The sequence below is a fragment of the Sphingobacterium prati genome, from assembly GCF_013167215.1.
Classification (GTDB): domain Bacteria; phylum Bacteroidota; class Bacteroidia; order Sphingobacteriales; family Sphingobacteriaceae; genus Sphingobacterium; species Sphingobacterium prati.
Window position 1 is genome coordinate 353336 of record NZ_JABJWY010000038.1, and the last position, 17819, is coordinate 371154.

12 protein-coding genes are annotated in these 17819 nt (G+C 41.4%); 10 read left to right on the forward strand and 2 right to left on the reverse strand.

Translation table 11 applies throughout. The annotated features are described in order from the left end of the window. Positions 1 to 65: 65 nt before the first annotated feature. Positions 66 to 740 carry a response regulator transcription factor gene (locus tag HPC41_RS21000; protein ID WP_172396051.1) on the forward strand — a complete coding sequence of 225 codons (675 nt, stop codon included), beginning with the start codon at positions 66 to 68 and terminating at the stop codon, positions 738 to 740. Between the two features lie 24 nt (positions 741 to 764). Here the strand turns inward: HPC41_RS21000 and HPC41_RS21005 are convergent, their stop codons facing one another. Beyond that, positions 765 to 3506, reverse strand: a complete 2742-nt coding sequence (locus HPC41_RS21005; RefSeq protein WP_172396052.1) for a TonB-dependent receptor — start codon at positions 3504 to 3506, stop codon at positions 765 to 767. Between the two features lie 176 nt (positions 3507 to 3682). On the opposite strand from HPC41_RS21005, the gene HPC41_RS21010 reads away from it, so the two are divergent. Then, positions 3683 to 4225 (forward strand): TetR/AcrR family transcriptional regulator, encoded by a 543-nt coding sequence (locus tag HPC41_RS21010; protein ID WP_172396053.1) that lies wholly within the window; start codon positions 3683 to 3685, stop codon positions 4223 to 4225. A gap of 287 nt (positions 4226 to 4512) precedes the next feature. Next, positions 4513 to 6219 (forward strand): glycoside hydrolase family 3 protein, encoded by a 1707-nt coding sequence (locus HPC41_RS21015; protein ID WP_172396054.1) that lies wholly within the window; start codon positions 4513 to 4515, stop codon positions 6217 to 6219. Positions 6220 to 6305: 86 nt separating this feature from the next. Here HPC41_RS21015 and HPC41_RS21020 read toward each other — a convergent pair whose 3' ends face one another. Next, on the reverse strand, positions 6306 to 7853 hold the full coding sequence (locus HPC41_RS21020) for a glycoside hydrolase family 10-like protein (protein WP_172396055.1): 1548 nt from the start codon (positions 7851 to 7853) through the stop codon (positions 6306 to 6308). 214 nt (positions 7854 to 8067) lie between these two features. Between HPC41_RS21020 and HPC41_RS21025 the strand changes: the two genes are divergently transcribed. From HPC41_RS21025 to HPC41_RS21055, 7 genes are all read left to right on the forward strand, one after another. Beyond that, a complete protein-coding gene (locus HPC41_RS21025) occupies positions 8068 to 9495 on the forward strand; it encodes an L-serine ammonia-lyase (RefSeq protein WP_172396056.1) in 1428 nt (475 codons plus the stop codon). Between the two features lie 76 nt (positions 9496 to 9571). Further along, a complete protein-coding gene (locus tag HPC41_RS21030; RefSeq protein ID WP_172396057.1) occupies positions 9572 to 10360 on the forward strand; it encodes an MBL fold metallo-hydrolase in 789 nt (262 codons plus the stop codon). 519 nt (positions 10361 to 10879) lie between these two features. Then, positions 10880 to 11596: a DUF4198 domain-containing protein gene (locus HPC41_RS21035; RefSeq protein ID WP_172396058.1), complete on the forward strand. Its 717-nt coding sequence runs from the start codon at positions 10880 to 10882 to the stop codon at positions 11594 to 11596. A 92-nt stretch (positions 11597 to 11688) separates the two neighbouring features. Then, positions 11689 to 14106, forward strand: coding sequence for a TonB-dependent siderophore receptor (locus tag HPC41_RS21040; RefSeq protein ID WP_172396059.1), 2418 nt, complete (start codon positions 11689 to 11691; stop codon positions 14104 to 14106). Positions 14107 to 14481: 375 nt separating this feature from the next. Beyond that, positions 14482 to 14760 carry a hypothetical protein gene (locus tag HPC41_RS21045; protein WP_172396060.1) on the forward strand — a complete coding sequence of 93 codons (279 nt, stop codon included), beginning with the start codon at positions 14482 to 14484 and terminating at the stop codon, positions 14758 to 14760. A 6-nt stretch (positions 14761 to 14766) separates the two neighbouring features. Further along, positions 14767 to 16413 carry a PepSY-associated TM helix domain-containing protein gene (locus tag HPC41_RS21050; RefSeq protein WP_172396061.1) on the forward strand — a complete coding sequence of 549 codons (1647 nt, stop codon included), beginning with the start codon at positions 14767 to 14769 and terminating at the stop codon, positions 16411 to 16413. 621 nt (positions 16414 to 17034) lie between these two features. Next, positions 17035 to 17817 (forward strand): hypothetical protein, encoded by a 783-nt coding sequence (locus HPC41_RS21055; RefSeq protein WP_172396062.1) that lies wholly within the window; start codon positions 17035 to 17037, stop codon positions 17815 to 17817. Positions 17818 to 17819 lie beyond the last annotated feature (2 nt).

Here is a 17819-nt window from a genome sequence, read left to right on the forward strand (position 1 = left end):
AAACTATGCTATCTTCAGTAGCATGATGGAATGGAAAATTAAATTGTTATTGGACTACATGAGTTATGATTGATATTTTATATGTAGAAGACGAGCCAAGTCTGGCAATGATCGTGGCGGATAGCTTAGAAGCAAATGGTTTCCATGTCGTGCACTGCAATAATGGGCAAGAGGCTTTGGAGTCATTCAACACCGCAAGACCCGACATTATGGTGGTGGATGTGATGATGCCCGTTATGGATGGTTTTACATTGGCGACAAAAATTCGGGAGATGGACACATTGCTCCCTATTATCTTCCTGACGGCTAAAGTACAGACAGAGGATGTGGTTCGGGGATTTCGTCTGGGTGGAGATGACTATGTCAAAAAACCATTTAAAATCGAGGAACTGGTAGTCCGGATAGAATCTTTGTTAAAGAATAGTCCCAAAATGCTGTTTGGACAAAAACTGATGATCGGAAATTACACCTTGGATAGCCTGAAACATCAGTTGATTTATCAGGGAGAAACACTGAAATTATCCTTTCGTGAGAGTGAACTCCTTCGTAAATTGTACGAGCAGAAAGATAAGGTAATCCCTAGAGAAGAGATTATGCGTGCCTATTGGAGCCATGATAAGTACTTTACCGGGCGTAGTCTGGACGTGTTTATTAGTCGTATCCGAAAGTATTTAAGCCAGGATCCTAGAATCAAAATTACCAACGTTCGCGGCGTCGGATACATGCTGACAGTAGATTAAAAACGGTGTTCCACGTGAAGATTTTTAATCTTTTCGCGGGCGATTTGATTTTCCGCCCATACCCCTTATATGATACGTAAAGCTTAAGATTGCATAACGGGTAATTGCGTTGGACTGTGATACACGTACCCAAAGGTCATTGACCTGTTGATTGACGTTTTTATTATCGTTGAAAATATCAAAAACAGTCAGATTAATCTCCGCATTTCTCCTTTTGAATAATTTCTTCCCAATAGAGATATTCCACAGCAAGCTTGTTGTGCTTGGGGCATTGAGGATGCTACCGTTGTACAGATAATTGAATGTAGAATTTAACGTCCAACTTTTCAACAATGTCAAAGCAATGGAATTGCCGATTGTATGCTTGTAAACAGAATAGTTGGATTTCTCCGTTGCAGAGTTTTTTGAATAGGATAAATTTCCGTTGTAGTCCAGCCCAATAATGACATCTTTGCTGAAAGCGGTATTTACCCCGACACGTTGATTTATACCGTATGTTTTGGCGTTTACTTTTTCCAGATTCAACAACGTGTAATTCTGATTGAAATATACATTGTTGTTGAGGTTGATATTCAGTTTTAATGGTTCTACCCGATAACCAAAACTATTATGCCATTTCAGGTTATATACCCCGTCAAAGTTTTCCGGTTTGATATACTGGCCTCCCGGTCCGAGTATGATATCCTCGGCGATGGCAAATGCGGAATCTGTCGTAAAGATGGTTGTTGAAATTTTATTCTGAATAAAATCGGCCGTAAAATCTGATGTAAAGCTTCTACCCGAAGCTTTGTTGACAGACCTAAATTGCATGACCAGGTTATGGTCATATTCTTGTTTCAGGTTTGGGTTACCCGAACTGATGCGCAATGGATTTTGATTATCAATAAAATCTTGTAACTGTTCAATAGCCGGTGTATTGGTTTTGGCATTGTACCGTATCTCAATACGGGTTTCTTTATTCCAATTGTATTGGAAATTTAAGTTGGGCAATAGGCTGTTAAAATGACTTTTGGTTTTCAATGTGTTCGGAAATAGTTTGTCGTTCACCTGATTTGCTGCCTGGTAATCCAATCCAATTTGGAAACGTATGCTATCTTTTTTATGAAATAAATAAGATACGCCAGCACTATGGTACACAAAGTCGTTGCGAAATTCATTCGATAGCCGGTTTTTTAATTCCCCCAATTGCTCAGTCTCCGCGAGAAATTCATAGGTTTTACGGTCGGAATACCGTGCCGTATTCCGGAAAGTATAATTACCCTGCAAACGCGAGTATTTGCTCAACATTTCCGTATAGGCAATTTTCGAGCGAAAACCGTTGTTGTCACCCTCCGAATAATTACGGTTGTCTACTGTGTCAATCCGTTGAGGCAGGCCATCCCGATAATAGGAGTTGAGGGAATAATTGGCCGCATGACTTTTGTTGGTATTGAAAGAACCATTGAAATTAATACTGACTGTACGGCCAGGTTTGTTCAACCTCCGCATGTAAGTCAGGTCGCCACCCCAGTTAAAGTTTTCACCAAAGCTGTTATTGTTACGATTTGATCTATTGAGCGTGTCCTGCAAGTTTAACAGTGTATTGCCGATCGTTCCACCTAATCTATCGTTGCTCTGGTAGGAAAAATTGGGCTGAATGTCCAGCTTCTGCATAGAGTCTATTTTCCAGTTTGCCCGCAAGGACAAAGCATGATTGTTTGTATAGGTGCTGCCAAATTGTTGCTGACTGTTGATCTGGTTGGCTCTGTTGCCTGCGGTATATTCAGTCTTGTTCTGACTGATCGTATTATTGTCGGTATAGTTGTAGGTATAATTGGCGTTGAAATCCATCCGGTTCGCCAAGAAGCGGTCGAGGTAATTGAATCCGGCATTGAATCGCGTTGTAACCCCCTGTCCTGTGCGTCCGCGCGTGTTGCCACGTGGCGCAAAACCATTGGGCTGGTTGACGTTATTGGTGTTGATATCGATGGAATACTGCCGCTTCGGATTCATTTTGGTGACTTGCGTATTGACTGCATATTTATTGTCCGGGCCAGCTCCGCCACTGATCTTGCCAAAGTAGGATTTCCTCTTATCCGGTTTGGTGACAATATTGATCACTTTCATGCGCTTGCCATCATCAAATCCGCTGAATTTCGCTTGCTCGGTCTTGTCATCAATAAGCTGAACTTTGGCAATGACATCTGCCGGCAAGTTTTTGAGCGCAACTTTTGGATCAGTGCTGAAGAATTCACGGCCATCAACAATAATCTTACTTACGGCTTCCCCCTGTGCCTTTACATTACCGTCTTCATCAATTTCTACACCGGGTATCTGTTTGACCAGTTCGTCGGCATCCGCAAAATCCGGGGTGACATATTTCTTTGCGTCAAATTCCAAGGTGTCGCCCCGCACCTGTATACTCGTTGGCGAGATATTGATTTCATCTAGCACGATCTCCGAGCCGTTGAGCTTAAAATTGATGTCGATGGGTTTGCCCGCTAATTTTATTTTTCGAATGCCCGCGGTATAGCCCATTGGCTGTACCGATACGAGATAATCCCCATCAGGAAGAGCCGTACTGACAAACTTGCCCAAAATATCGGTTGGTGTTTGCGTCTTACTGGAATCCTTTAACGCGATAATGGTAACACTGGCGCCCGAAATAGGGTTCGAATTATTGCTGTCTGTAAGCTTTCCAGCGATATGTTGCTGCGCATGAGCATTCGTCTTTATTAGCATTAAACTAAGCGAAAGGATAATAATTGTCCAGGTGTTGATTTTCATTGGTTGAGGTTGTCTGCGTCGTTTAATGCGCTGTTATTGGTTGTGAATATTTATTTGTCAAATTTATGCGACTATTTGATACGAATTACTATCATTTTAGTTACAATAATCCTAACTGAACGGAAAGATTAGATATATTTGCAGTAGAATTAGAAATCAACTGAACGGCATAGTATATGAAAGAAAGTGTTTTGAGTAGAAAAGAGCGTATTATGAGAGAAGCGTTGTTGCTTTTTTCAGACCAAGGCTATACCAATACCTCTACCAAAACAATAGCGCAGAACGCTGGGGTTTCTGAGGCGTTGATATTCAAACATTTTGGTAACAAGGACGCGCTTTTGGTCTATTTGATTAAATCGGGCTACCGTAAAGTCCTCACCCATCACCGTGGAATGATGACTTACCGTGAACCAAAAGAGTTCCTGCGGACGATGATCAATCTACCCAACAAATTGGTTACCGCCGAACCCCTATTCTGGAAATTACAGGAGCGTCTGTCGCACCATCCCTTTTCCAAACAACAGCACGAGCAGTTCATGAAACCCGTGCAACCTATTATTCATCGCGCCTTTCAAGACCTGAACTATGAAAATCCAGATCTTGAAACTCAATTTCTCTTGTTGATTATCGACAAGTTGTGGAAAAAGGAGGCGATCGGTGAATTGGAAAACGTAATGGAACTGACGCTTTTTCTGGAAAAAAAATATAATTTGATTTAGCATTGAAAAAGGTAACTATTCGCCATCTCAGTGTGTACATAATCGCTGTAAATTACATGATATCCATAACGGGACTCATTTGAAATTTATCCACCATAAATTCAAGGGCAAATAACAGCTATAGCTTGCATCTCATCTTATTAATTCGTGCATTTTTTGTCTCATACTGTCCCTGATAAATTGCGCCTTTATGCGTGTTTATATAAAATTGTTGCAAAAACAATTTTATATTATCCAAAATAATAACGTTATTAGTAATCTATTTAAGACATTATACAAACTAATTTATGTTCAAAAAACTCAGTCTGGGCCTATTGGCATTGGTCGGTGCGCTATCCATTGCGAAAGCACAGGACAAGAAAGATTTTGTAAAATACATCAATTCCCAGCACGATTGGGTGGATGCCGTATTTAATACCTTGACACCAAAGGAAAAAGTAGCACAGTTATTCCTAGTGCGGGCACATACCAATTTAGGTCAGAAGTATATTGATTCCGTTGCGCAGGTTATTCAGGACGAACATTTGGGTGGTCTTGTTGTTTTTCAGGGTGGTCCCGTGCGTCATGTGGATATGTTCAATCGTTACCAGTCTCTATCCAAAGTGCCATTGATGATAACGTTTGATGGAGAATGGGGACTTGGTATGCGTATGCCGGATTCTACTTTATCTTTTCCTTATCAGATGACACTTGGTGCCGTGCAGGATAATCAATTGATCTACCGCATGGGACGAGAGGTCGCACTGGACTTTCATCGCATCGGTATGCATTTCAATTTCGCACCGGATGTGGATATCAACAACAATCCCAAAAATCCAGTGATAGGGATTCGCTCTTTTGGCGATAATAAATACAATGTCACCAAAAAAGCAAAAGCCTATATGGACGGCATGGTGGATGGCGGTATACTGGCCTCCATCAAACACTTTCCAGGGCACGGTGATACAGACGTAGATTCCCATTATGATCTCCCACAACTCCCTTTTGATAAAAAGAGATTGGACTCACTTGAAATGTATCCCTTCAAAGAGCTTATTAAAGCAGGAGCCCCCGCAGTCATGGTTGCGCATATGAATATCCCCATCTTGGATGACACCCCCAATATGCCGTCTTCTATTTCTAAAAAAGTTGTTACCGACCTACTAAGGAATGAACTTGGATTTAATGGGTTAACAGTAACCGATGCGATGGATATGAAGGGCGTCAAAAAGTTCTTCCCGAACGGTGAAGCGGATGTACAGGCGATCATTGCTGGGCACGACCTACTGGAGGTTTCCGAAAATAGTAAACGTGCGATTGATCTTATCCTTAAGGCGATCGAAGAAGGCCGTATTTCGCAAACGGATATTGACGCACGGGTGAAAAGAGTATTGGCTGCCAAACTATGGTTGGGATTGGATAAGTATCAAGCTATGCCTCAGCAAAACTTGTATGCCGATCTGCACAGGGCGTCCGCCGTACAGTTGATCGATGAACTTTCCAATGCAGCCATTACGGCGCTCAATTCAACCGAAAAATTGAAATCGTTCAATAAAGAGTTACCTACTGCGATTATCAATATCGGTATTTCTGCCAATCAGACCTTTCAAAATGAATTGGCAACTGCCTTGACCAACGAAACGCAATATTTTATACCCGACAGCTTGAGTAAGGACGATATGAAACGCCTGATCAAAGAAATCAAGAAAAACAAACAATATATCATTGCTGTACACGATACCAGACTACGCCCGCGTCCTACGATGCAATTGAATGAAAAGGTACAGGATCTGATGAAGAAATTTGCGAAGAAATCTATTTTGACGCTATTTACAAATGTATATGCCTTAGATGGTGTCGAAGCCTCGAAGAAAGCAAAGACCATATTGCTGGCGTACCAAAATGATGCTTTTATGCAGAAGGCTGCTGTCAAAACCATCCTAGGGCAGAATATTGCGACAGGGAAATTGCCTGTGACCATCAACAAGAAATTCAAATACGGGGAAGGTAAATAAATTCGCTTTAAAATCACACTAAATAAAAGAGCCTCCTAGATAGCTAAGCTGACAACAGCTGCGATTTGGGAGGTTTTTTGCAATCATTAGGTATCTTCATTTGTCTGCCGACTATCCGAAGGGCGGCTTTCATTTTTCATTCGGTCTATCGCTGTGACGACATATTTATACTGTTGATGTTGTCTGATGTCATCGTCTGTGTACTGAAGTTTATCGGCATTGTAGGTGATAAAAATAATTTTTCCAGGGTCCTTGATGTTAACGCGTTCGCCCACCGCAAAGCGGTACACAACATAACCATAGGCTGATTCACCATCGCTAGCTGCATCCGGTTTCTGCCAAAAAAGCGTATTCATTTTCCCGTTACCGGATGGTTTTACCAGTAAGCCGAAAGGAGCATTGGGTGGAATGCTATCCAGCCAGGGCATTGTCGGGGGAAGGGCAGGTGTACGATACAGGTCGTTGCGCATAGAGTCTTGCAATCCAACTAAATTGTCGGTAAGGGATCTGGAACTGAAATATATACTACCCGCTACATCATGTTCCTCCCGTAGATGACGTACCTGTCGCGGAATCTGGCTTTTGTCGGTCCATCCGGCCTTATGCTCTGTTACCCGATAAGCACCATGCCCGACATAAAAATGCCGCCCATAGGTATGCTGCTGCCACCAGGATACCAGTACTTCATACGCCGCAGCACGGTTTTTAAATGGAAAATAAATTTGCGGATTGATGTAGTCGATCCAGCCTTCCTGCATCCATTTTACCCCATCCGCATACAGCTCCCGGTAAGCACTTAGTCCGCGAGTTTCCGAACCCATATGATTATTCTCCTTGTTGTCCCATACACCACACGGACTGATACCATATTTGACATAAGGCTTTATTCTTTTGATGGCGATACCAAGATCGCGCACAAGCATATTTACATTATTGCGCCGCCAGTCTTCAATATTTTCAATCCCATTGTTGTATCGAGCAAAGGTCAGTTGATCCGGTACGGATGTATTCCTGCTGTCTGGATAGGGATAAAAATAGTCGTCAAAATGGATGCCATCGATATCGTAATTTTTAACAACATCCATGATAACATCAATGATATAATTGCGGACATCAGGTAGCCCGGGGTTGAAAAGCTTTTTCCCGGCATATGTAAAAAACCATTCGGGATGGCGCTTGGTAATATGATCTTCTGAAAAATGAGCAGGATTCAAGGTTGTTGAAGCTCGGTATGGATTGAACCAGGCATGTAATTCCATTCCTCTTTTGTGTGCTTCCTCAATGGCAAATTGCAGAGGGTCATAAAATGGGGCTGGGGCCTGACCTTGTTTTCCGGTTAAATATCGGCTCCAGGGTTCCCGGCTCTTTGCATAAAATGCGTCTGCAGCAGGCCGTACCTGTAAGATGATCGCATTTAAGCCAGCACTTCGATGCTGGTCCAGTAGGTCGGTGAATTCCTGCTTTTGCAACGATACATTGTTGCTCGCTTTGACAGAAGGCCAGTCTATATTACCGATGGTAGCTACCCATACGCCACGAAACTCCCGTTTAGGTAGTTGTTGAGAATATGTTCTTATTGAAAATAAACAGATAAAAAAGGCAAAAAAAGAATATAAAAATGTTTTTCCCGTCATGCTATAAATTGTAGCCAACAAAGATAGGGAAGCATTTCTTACTTTTTCGCTAAAAAATGTAAGATGTTTGTTGGATTCTTGTTAAAAGAATGTCAGCTTAGTTCTCAAAATGATAATAATGCAAATACAGTAACATTGTACATTTATTTGTGCTAATTTAGATGCGGTTTTCACAAAAGCTATGGAAAGCGAGCTAACCGCAATAATTAAGATAATGAGCAAAGAACAAATATCCGTTTTTGATATGTTTAAGATTGGTATCGGACCTTCCAGTTCGCATACCTTAGGCCCTTGGCGTGCAGCCCAGCAGTTTACGCGTGTCCTTCAGGCAAAAGCAGTATTGAATGAAGTGGAACAGGTCAAGATTTTGCTTTATGGATCTTTAGCCAAAACAGGAGCTGGGCACGGTACGGATATTGCTGTATTGCTTGGACTGAGCGGGGACGACCCGGTTACCTTCGATGTAGATCGCGTCACACCAAAGGTGGCGCATATCAAAGCCGTTGGTGAACTTGAAGTTGCCGGCCAACGGACGGTCCCATTCTCCTATCAAGAAGATCTACTTTTTTTATATACCGAAAGTTTGCCTTTCCATCCCAATGCTGTCACATTTCAGGCTTTCCTATCAAGTGGTAAGGCCATTACCGAAACTTATTATTCTATAGGTGGTGGTTTTGTTGTTCAAGAAAATGATACTGAAAGCGTCCTGTCCGAAGTTGATCTCCCTTTCCCGGTAGACACGGCCCAGGAGCTGCTGCACTGGACTATGAAAACGGGGCTGAAAATATCGGAGCTGGTTCTTGAGAATGAATGCGCCTGGCGCGAGGAAAGTGAGACCGTCGCAGGTGTGTTGAATATCTATAAGACGATTTATGAGTGCATCTATCGCGGTTGTCATACGGGAGGAACATTACCTGGAGGTTTGAATGTAGAGCGCCGGGCAGCTAAACTTAATAAAAAATTGATGCAGGGACGCAGCTACCAAGATTATGAATCTTGGGTTACAGCGATTCGTGAAGGAGGACAAAACTTTCAATATATCCTGGATTGGGTCAGTTGTTTTGCCCTGGCGGTCAATGAAGAAAATGCATCCTTTGGTCGTGTTGTTACTGCGCCAACGAATGGTGCCTCGGGTGTGATACCTGCTGTTTTACAGTATTTTATTACTTTCCATGATGGCATGCGAGAACATAAAATTGTCCAATTTATTCTGACAGCTTCGGAGATCGGATCGATCTTCAAAAAGAATGCAACGATTTCTGCAGCCATGGGTGGTTGTCAAGCGGAAATCGGTGTGTCCTCGGCAATGGCTGCTGGAGCATTGACAGAGGTGCTGGGCGGATCACAACGCCAGGTTTTGATGGCGGCGGAGATCGCGATGGAACACCATCTTGGATTGACCTGCGATCCGATCGGCGGACTGGTACAGATCCCCTGTATCGAACGTAATACCATGGGAGCAATAAAAGCTATCACCGCGGCTCAGCTGGCTTTACAGTCCAATCCTGATAAAGCGAAAGTAAGCTTGGACACTGTGGTCAAAACCATGTGGGAGACAGCGTTGGATATGAACGCCAAATACAAAGAAACAGCAGATGGAGGGTTAGCCGTAAATATTCCGTTAAGTTTACCCGAATGTTAGGGTCTTACTGAATTTTCCTGTTTTTCGTATCTTTGACGCTGTTGAATATAAATCGCTTATAAATTAATACAGGCAAATGAAATATTGTGCGATAGCTTCCGGTAGTAATGGGAATTGTTATTATATAGCCAAAGATGATTCGGCCATCTTGATTGATGCCGGTATCAATAGCAAGCATATTCATCTACGGATGTATAATTTAGGGATTATACCTACGCAGGTCAAAGCAATTTTCATTACGCATGAACATTCGGATCATATCCGTGGATTATCTGTCTTCGCCAAAAAGTACAATTTACCGGTGTATATCACCAAAGGAAGTTACGATGGATCCCGGCTGCATTTGCCTTCCCACTTGGTGCATATCATCGCACCTAATGAGGAGGTTGAAATAGGTGGACTTAAAATTTATGGAATTCCCAAATACCATGATGCAAAGGAACCCTGTAGTTTTCTTGTTTCGGATGGTATTCATAATATTGGCGTGTTGACCGACATTGGGCGGCCTTGTGAAAATGTGCAGCAGGTTATACAACATTCCGATATCCTCTTGTTGGAGTCCAATTATGACGAGGATATGCTGCGTACTGGGCGATACTCCTATTTTTTGAAAAACAGGATTAGTAGCGGATGGGGACACCTTTCCAACCGCATTGCCGTTGAACTGTTTAACCAATATAGAACAGATCGCCTCAAACACTTAATCTTAACGCACCTCTCCGGTGAAAATAATACAGTTGACCTTGTTCATGCCACATTTGAGCCCCATTGTGAAAATATTAAGCTTCATGTTGCTACACGCTATCAGGAAACAGAATTATTTGATATTGCTCACATTTACAGTGCGGAAGTAGTTTTTTCCTGATCTTCTTTACAATGCGCGTTTATCGTAATGCGTTACACCTCCCTTCTTTCCTAGATCCTTGGCTAAGTGGATGTAGATTTTGTTTCAGATAGCTGGAAATAAGATTATTGCGTTTGTTTTTTCTTCTTCTTTTAGATGTGATGATAATGCCCAAAGGAGATCAAATCCGAGGTAGATTTACGACACGAAGCGAAAAATGTAAAATATCCTTGATATCCAAAGAATTCCTTTTATATTTGCTCTGTTTTTAATCAGTCTAAATAGTTTTAGACTGATTAAAATACGGTGTTTTGACAAAAACATCTGATAGATTGTAATCTGTCACGCAGCAAAAAATTTACAGGCTGCGACAATTGGCTGTAGTCGGCCGAAGCAGAAAATTGTGGCAGTCACCGTGGATAAAGGATATGGAAGGACTTACAAAATGCGAACTTTAATGGTTTTTATTGTTGAAGGTTTGTTTTTGGCGGGTAAAATCCTTCCTAATAAGTTTAATACTATACCATCAATCAATATAATATGAAAATTTTAGTTTCGCTTTTTACATTTCTTACAGTACTATTTTACTGTAACAGCAGTTATGCTCACGCGCTTTGGATCGAATCGGCGCCCTACGGTACTGTTAATCAATCGCATGAAGTAAAGGTCTATTATGGTGAATATGTGACCAACGAACGAGATGATATCGCAAAATGGTATTCAGATGTAAAGGATTTTAAATTGTTGGTACATGTACCCGGAAAAGCACCTGTTCAGGTACAGTTGACCAATAAAGGGGATCATTTTGCTGGTTCATTCCAACCGACCGAACAGGGGACTTACTTTTTATCTGTTGTAAAAGCACCTAAAGATCTAGGTGGTCAAACCAAATATGAGTTTTCCTCTTTAATGCCTGTTATTGTTGGTAAACCAGGTAATTTAGACTATAGTGCAGTAAAAAATCCCTTACAGGTAGAGCTGCTGAATTCAATTAATGCAAAAAAAGGCGCTAGTCTAAAGGCAAAGATAACCAGCGCAGGGAACGTTGTTCCAAATGCCAAAGTATCCGTTTTTTCATCCACGGGATGGGGTAAAGAATTTGTAGCTGATGCCAATGGTGTAGTTACATTCGAGGCACTGTGGTCAGGTCCTTATGTGCTCGAAGCAAGTACTTTCGTGGAAAAAGCAGGTGAACATGAAGGAAAACCTTATGCATCATCTTGGCAGGGAAGCACAACATTTTTGCAAGTAAAATAAATCGTTGATACCTACAACTTAGATGGATTCATTTTAAATCCCAAATTCAAAATGAATCCATCCTTTATTACATATCTACTAGTAAAACATTTATGAATAAAACTTTATCCTTTTTAGCTATTCCGATGATTAGTTCAATTTTCTCTGTAGCACATGCACAGAGCAAATTGAAAATTGATGGAATTCTTGTTAATGAAAGATCCGAACCTATTTCTGGCGCGACAATTAAATTATCGAATACAGGTGTTACCACGAGTACCGACAGTGAGGGACGTTTTGTATTCCATAAATTATCTCCGAACACCTACACGATCGAGATCAAGGCATTTGGCTATAGTAAGCATAACTTTAAAGCGGTTCTGACAGATCAAGATAATCATTTGGGAGAGATTAAGCTCAGTGATCAATCGGAGTCTATTGATGAAGTCGCTGTTTATGGAAAATATTATCAAAACTATAAATTTGATAGCATATCAGGCTCTTTACGTCTGAAGACGCCTATCTTGGAGCTCCCTCAAAATATACAGGTGATTTCCTCGGATCTAATGGCTGATCAACAGGTTTTTGACATTGTTGACGGAATTACACGTAATATCAGTGGGGCAACACGTCAGGGGCACTGGGATAATCAGTATGCCAATATCCGTATGCGTGGATCCAAGATCCCAGCCTTTCGTAATGGTATGAATATCGAAGCATCCTGGGGGCCCACAGCAGAAGATGCCAGTATGATCGAACGTATCGAGTTTGTAAAAGGCCCAGCGGGTTTTATGTTGGCTAGCGGTGAACCCGGAGGTTTCTATAATGTGGTAACGAAGAAACCAACAGGTCATACCAAAGGATCAGTTACACTTAATACCGGAAGTTTTGATTTGTACCGTGGAGCCGTGGATTTGGACGGTCGGATTACCAAAAGCAATAAGTTGCTTTACCGCCTGAATGTAGCTGCTCAGAAAAAAGGCTTCTTTACAAAATACAATAATAGTAAACGTCTTATCGTCGCTCCGGTATTAACTTATAATATCGATTCACTGACTTCAATAACGGCAGAATATACCTTTCAGGGCTCTTCTTACCTAAGCAACGGAAACTATACGTTCTCGCCCAAGGGATTTGCTGATCCGGATATTGCCAACGACTTTTTCTATGGTGATCCGGGTATGGAACCCGGCAAGCTGCGGGATCACAGTGCTTATCTTTATTTTGACCGAAAACTTAGCCAAAAGTGGAAATTTCACGCCCAAGCCGCTTATTTTAACTTCGACATGAAGGCAACCAGCACCTGGTTAAATTATATGACAGCCAATGGGGATATGCCACGATATTATAGCACTGCAGACGAACATGGCGAGAATAAATTTGGGCAGTTCTCTTTTAATGGTGAAGAGCAAACAGGTGGCATTAGACATCGGATTTTAGCCGGAGTTGACTATGGGAACAAGAAGTTTTGGGGAGATTTTAGCTCCATATTAGATTCAATCCCTTCAGATCCACTTAATGTTTATAATCCGGTTTATGGTATTCCTGAGTCCGTCTTTCCAAAAGTAGATCGTAGCCTGAGCGTTAAGGAACGCGCCAAGAGCCAAAATTATATTACCACTTCATCCTATACGTCTTTTTATGTGCACGATGAGATGGCATTCCTGGAAGATCGTCTGAAATTATCGTTGGGACTGCGCTTTACTACATCCAGTGTTGTATCAAAAACAGGTGCAGATCCGGTAAAGGACAAGGTCTGGAGCCCACGGGTGGGGGTAAACTATTTGATTACTCCTTCAACAAGTGCCTATGCATTGTTTGATCAGTCCTTTGTACCTGTGGCGGGAGCAGACTGGGAAGGAAAAGCATTCAAACCCATACGTGGTAATAGCATGGAAGCAGGTCTGAAAAAAGAATGGGGCGGTGGAAAATGGATTTCTACATTAAGTGCTTATCAGATTAAACGCAAGAATGCAACGGCCACAGACTTTGATCACCCACTTCCCAATGGCAGTGGTTATTTCATGATGCAGCTGGGTGAGACAACGACCAAAGGAATTGAGTTTGATATTACCGGGGAAATTGTGAAAGGACTAAATGTCAATGCGAATTATGCATTGACGGACTCCAAAATATCAAAAGATACGAAAGAAGAAAATATAGGTAATATAACACCCAATACAGCAAAACATACGGCAAATGCTTGGGTAACTTATCGTTTGCAACAGGGGCCACTGAAAGGTGTTGGTTTTATAGGTAGTGTACAGGGCATGTTTGATCGTGCGATTGGCACCACGAAGGAATCTAATTTTAAAAACTACTTACGTACGGATGGTGGTATTAGCTACCAACGCAGCCGTTATAATATTTCGCTTATGGTCAATAATTTGTTGGACAATCGTAAGCTTATGACTGCAGGGTCTGTTACCAGAACGAGTGAGGCAATGAAAAGAGAGGGTAAAGTAGATTATTACTCCTACATCGTTGAGGCAAGACGAAATTTCCGTTTAGGAATAACCTACAAATTTTAATTAAGCGATTCTATAGTAATCATTTATCTGATGTATAGCACTCTTTTAATAATCGTACTCATTGGGGCTTATCTTTTTTACAACAGTAGTAAAAAGGTAAAATTTCATCATAGACCCGACTGGTTGAAAAAGCTTTGCGCACAGACTCAGTCTGTGCGCATCTTGAGCATTGGGATACTTCTGCTGCCATTTGGGATAATTCTTTACTTGCAGGGATTCGGTGCTGGATTTTTTGCTTTTTTTGCCTATGTGATGTGCATGATGAGCCTTGTCGTTTTATTGAATCCTTATCGCTATTTAACAGGATACCATGTTCTCGGACTGTATACAGTCAGTCTTTGTGTCGAATTTTTGATATCGTAATTGATTCGTTCTATGCCAGCAAATAAAAAATACCTTAGCTCACCTTTTCAGCGGTTCCTAAAGATAACGGCAGGTTTTATCGGTGGGTATGTTGTTATGCTCTCATTTCATGTGTTGCTGACAACTGTTTTTGAGAAAAAGGATGTTGTTATGACTGCCGGATTTACAGGTTACCTGCTTTGGGCGGTTCTGATGCTGCTGGCTTTTCTTTCCAAAAGCGGATGGAAAGTATGGGGCATTTATATGCTCCTGGCGGCAGTTTTTTCATTGCCTTATTTGTTAAAGATGTAATCAATCATGAACAACAGAAATTATAATATTTATTTTAATACCCATACCATAAGCGGGATTATCATCTGTGTGCTCCTGTATGTGATATTTTTTGCAGGTTCATTTGCCTTTTTTAGAAATGAGATTGCGGCTTGGCAAAATAATGCATCGTACAAAACTTACCAAGAAAACCATGAGAACTTTGATAAATTTTTGGATTCGTTAAAAGGAGAAACCAACCTACATGGGCGTGATATCAATTTCTATATGCACCGGGAGGGGACTTCTGCTTATATTGGCTACACGGCGTCAAACGATACGATCCTAAACAAGGAAAATTTGTCGAAGATAACACCTGAACAGAAAGCGGAAAAAAAGAAAGGCCGTAGGGGTAGAGGGGGCGATGACGATTCGAAGAATTTCATGTATAATTTTGCTAATAAAACAGCAGGCGACTATACAAAGAACTATGATATGGGCGAATTTTTATTCCGCCTACATTTTTTGGCACAGCTCAATCAAGTCCCCATCAATGTAGGGATTGCACCATTTGGATACCTTATTGCCGGCCTCACAGCTTTTATTTTCTTATTTGCTTTAATTACCGGCTTATTATTGCATTGGGATAAGTTAGTCTCAAACTTCTTTGTATTCAGACCATTCAGCAAATGGAAGACCGTGTGGACAGATATGCACACGGCCTTGGGGGTGATTGGGTTTCCTTTTCAGTTTATTTTTGCCGTTACTGGAACATTTCTGATTGTCAACGCTGTTTTGGTTCTACCATTTAGCAAGTTGTTGTACGATGGTGACCAGCAAAAGATGTATCAGGATATCGGCGTAACTGCTCATGACAATTATCCTTATAGCTATAAACCTTTAAGGGCTGATGTGAAAATTGCACCTTTCTTAGAGCTAGCAAAGAAAAAATGGCCAGAAAGCGAGTTTAAGCGTATTGTCGTAAAAAATTATGCGGATTCGAATATGCATGTTATTATGGAACTCGAGCCACATTTTAACAGCAGCTTTGCAGGATCTGGTATATTAACGGTGAAGGTTGCGGATAATAAAATTGTAGAAGAGAAATCGCCGTTAACGGATACAGGCTATGGAGACTATGTCAGAAGTGTTATTTATCGTCTGCACTATGGTGATTATGGTGGATATCCACTCAAAATGGTTTACTTTATCTTAGGAGTGATGGGCTGTCTGGTTATTATTTCGGGAATTTTAATCTGGCTCGTGGCACGGGATAAAAACAATGTCATTCCTAGAAAACGTAAATTCAACTTTTGGGCAGCCAATATCTTTACAGCGATATGTCTGACAATGCTCCCTGTCACAGCGATCGCATTTATCGCGATTAAAATAAGTCCCCAAGTTGACCAGGACTTTATCTATCGGGTCTATTTTTATGCCTGGTTAATCCTTTCGCTGTATTATATCGCTCGTCGAAGTATACGAAGAACAAATCGCGAAACGCTTTTGGTCGGCAGTATTCTCGCATTTATTGTTCCCCTCGCTAATGGGTTGGTAACGCACAACTGGCTTTGGAAAACTTTTGTGAATGGACAGCGCGATTTATTTATTGTCGATTTTCTATGGCTGATGATCGGTATTATCGGGCTGTTGGCTTTTTATAAGACAAAAAAATTCTTTCAGAAAATACAGTAAAAAGAAGGCGACCCTTTTTGGTCGCCTTCTTTTTATAGACATGTCAGATATCTGTTATTATTGCTTATTTCTTCTTCTAGGCTTAGGTAACTATATACGATATATGAGATACTATATCCCAGAAGGGTACTCCTATAATGCGTAAATAAGTCCTATATAAAGTACCGCTAAAGTATTGTTAAAGTACTTTTCGCTTTATACAATCTGCGAGGGAATATAGTATTGGACAGGTGAGGTGTTTGCGTTGGTCCGCTGTCTCTCGTTCGACAACTATTCGGATGTTGTTCGGTAATCCTTCGAGCTTGCATTGCTATTGCTTCGGGACAGCGTTGGGATTGGTCTGACTGTTCTTCGCCTGTTGTTTGCCTTGTTACCGATGAAGGATCGAAGCCGAACCGATCAAATGTCGAACCAGCCCCGAAGCAATCCCGAAGTTGGTGCGAAGCATGTGTAGAGCGTACTCGAATGCTGTTGGCGTTTGAACGGACTTGAGGAGACTTTAAGGGAGTTGAAGAGACTTTGTTTCGCTGTGTTATCTTGGTCTTATGTGGTGTTAAAGGAGTTGTTGTTTAATTCTTGTGATTATTGTATTTTTAAAGTATACCGACTTAACTGATTAAGATGAGAAAACCTTCTGGCAGTGGAAAAAAAGAACGAAAGCGAGGGGATGCTTATGATCTGAGTGAAAACAGCAAACTCGCAGGATTTGATTTTACGTACAACAGTAATTTGGCGAGCCGATTGTATCAGGTTTTAAAATCAATTTTAAAAGTCGCATGTGTGCGCAGCACCTATACAAGACTACAAAATAGCCTCTATGAAGCTGTGCGTAATGACCGGGTACACGAGCTCGGGAGCTTACGGTTCGGATATGGATCAGTACTGCCCTTAAAAGGTTTCCGATATTCCAAGCGAGTCAGCTGGAACAATTTCTTTATAAATCATCCCATGGTGCATTTTGATGAAATGAAACAGCAAGTTAAGGTCCAGCTCCAATTGACAGGTATCCGCAAATTTGAATCGATTCACCAAAGACTAGCCAAAATAGACTTAAAAATATACAGCCTGGTAATCCAGCTGGATGATCAGAATACGTTATCCCATTATGCCAGCAAGACATTGGAGCTGAGGGCAGAAGATCGAAAAGTGAACCGGGGAGTTACTTTCACATTGGAGGACTGTAAAGATGCCGTCGTTTTATGTCTGGCCACAGTAAGATGCTGGTTGACAAGCCCTGACGGAAGTAGCGAATTTATGTCAAACGGTAGTACCTTGATGGCGGGTGAAATTTTCGATGTGCTCTTGATTCGTGGGGGTAAACATACAATATTCCCAGAAGAAAAATCTGATAACCTGCCACCGCCTATTTTACCGGACGATGATGATGAGATTGACTGGGATTAATT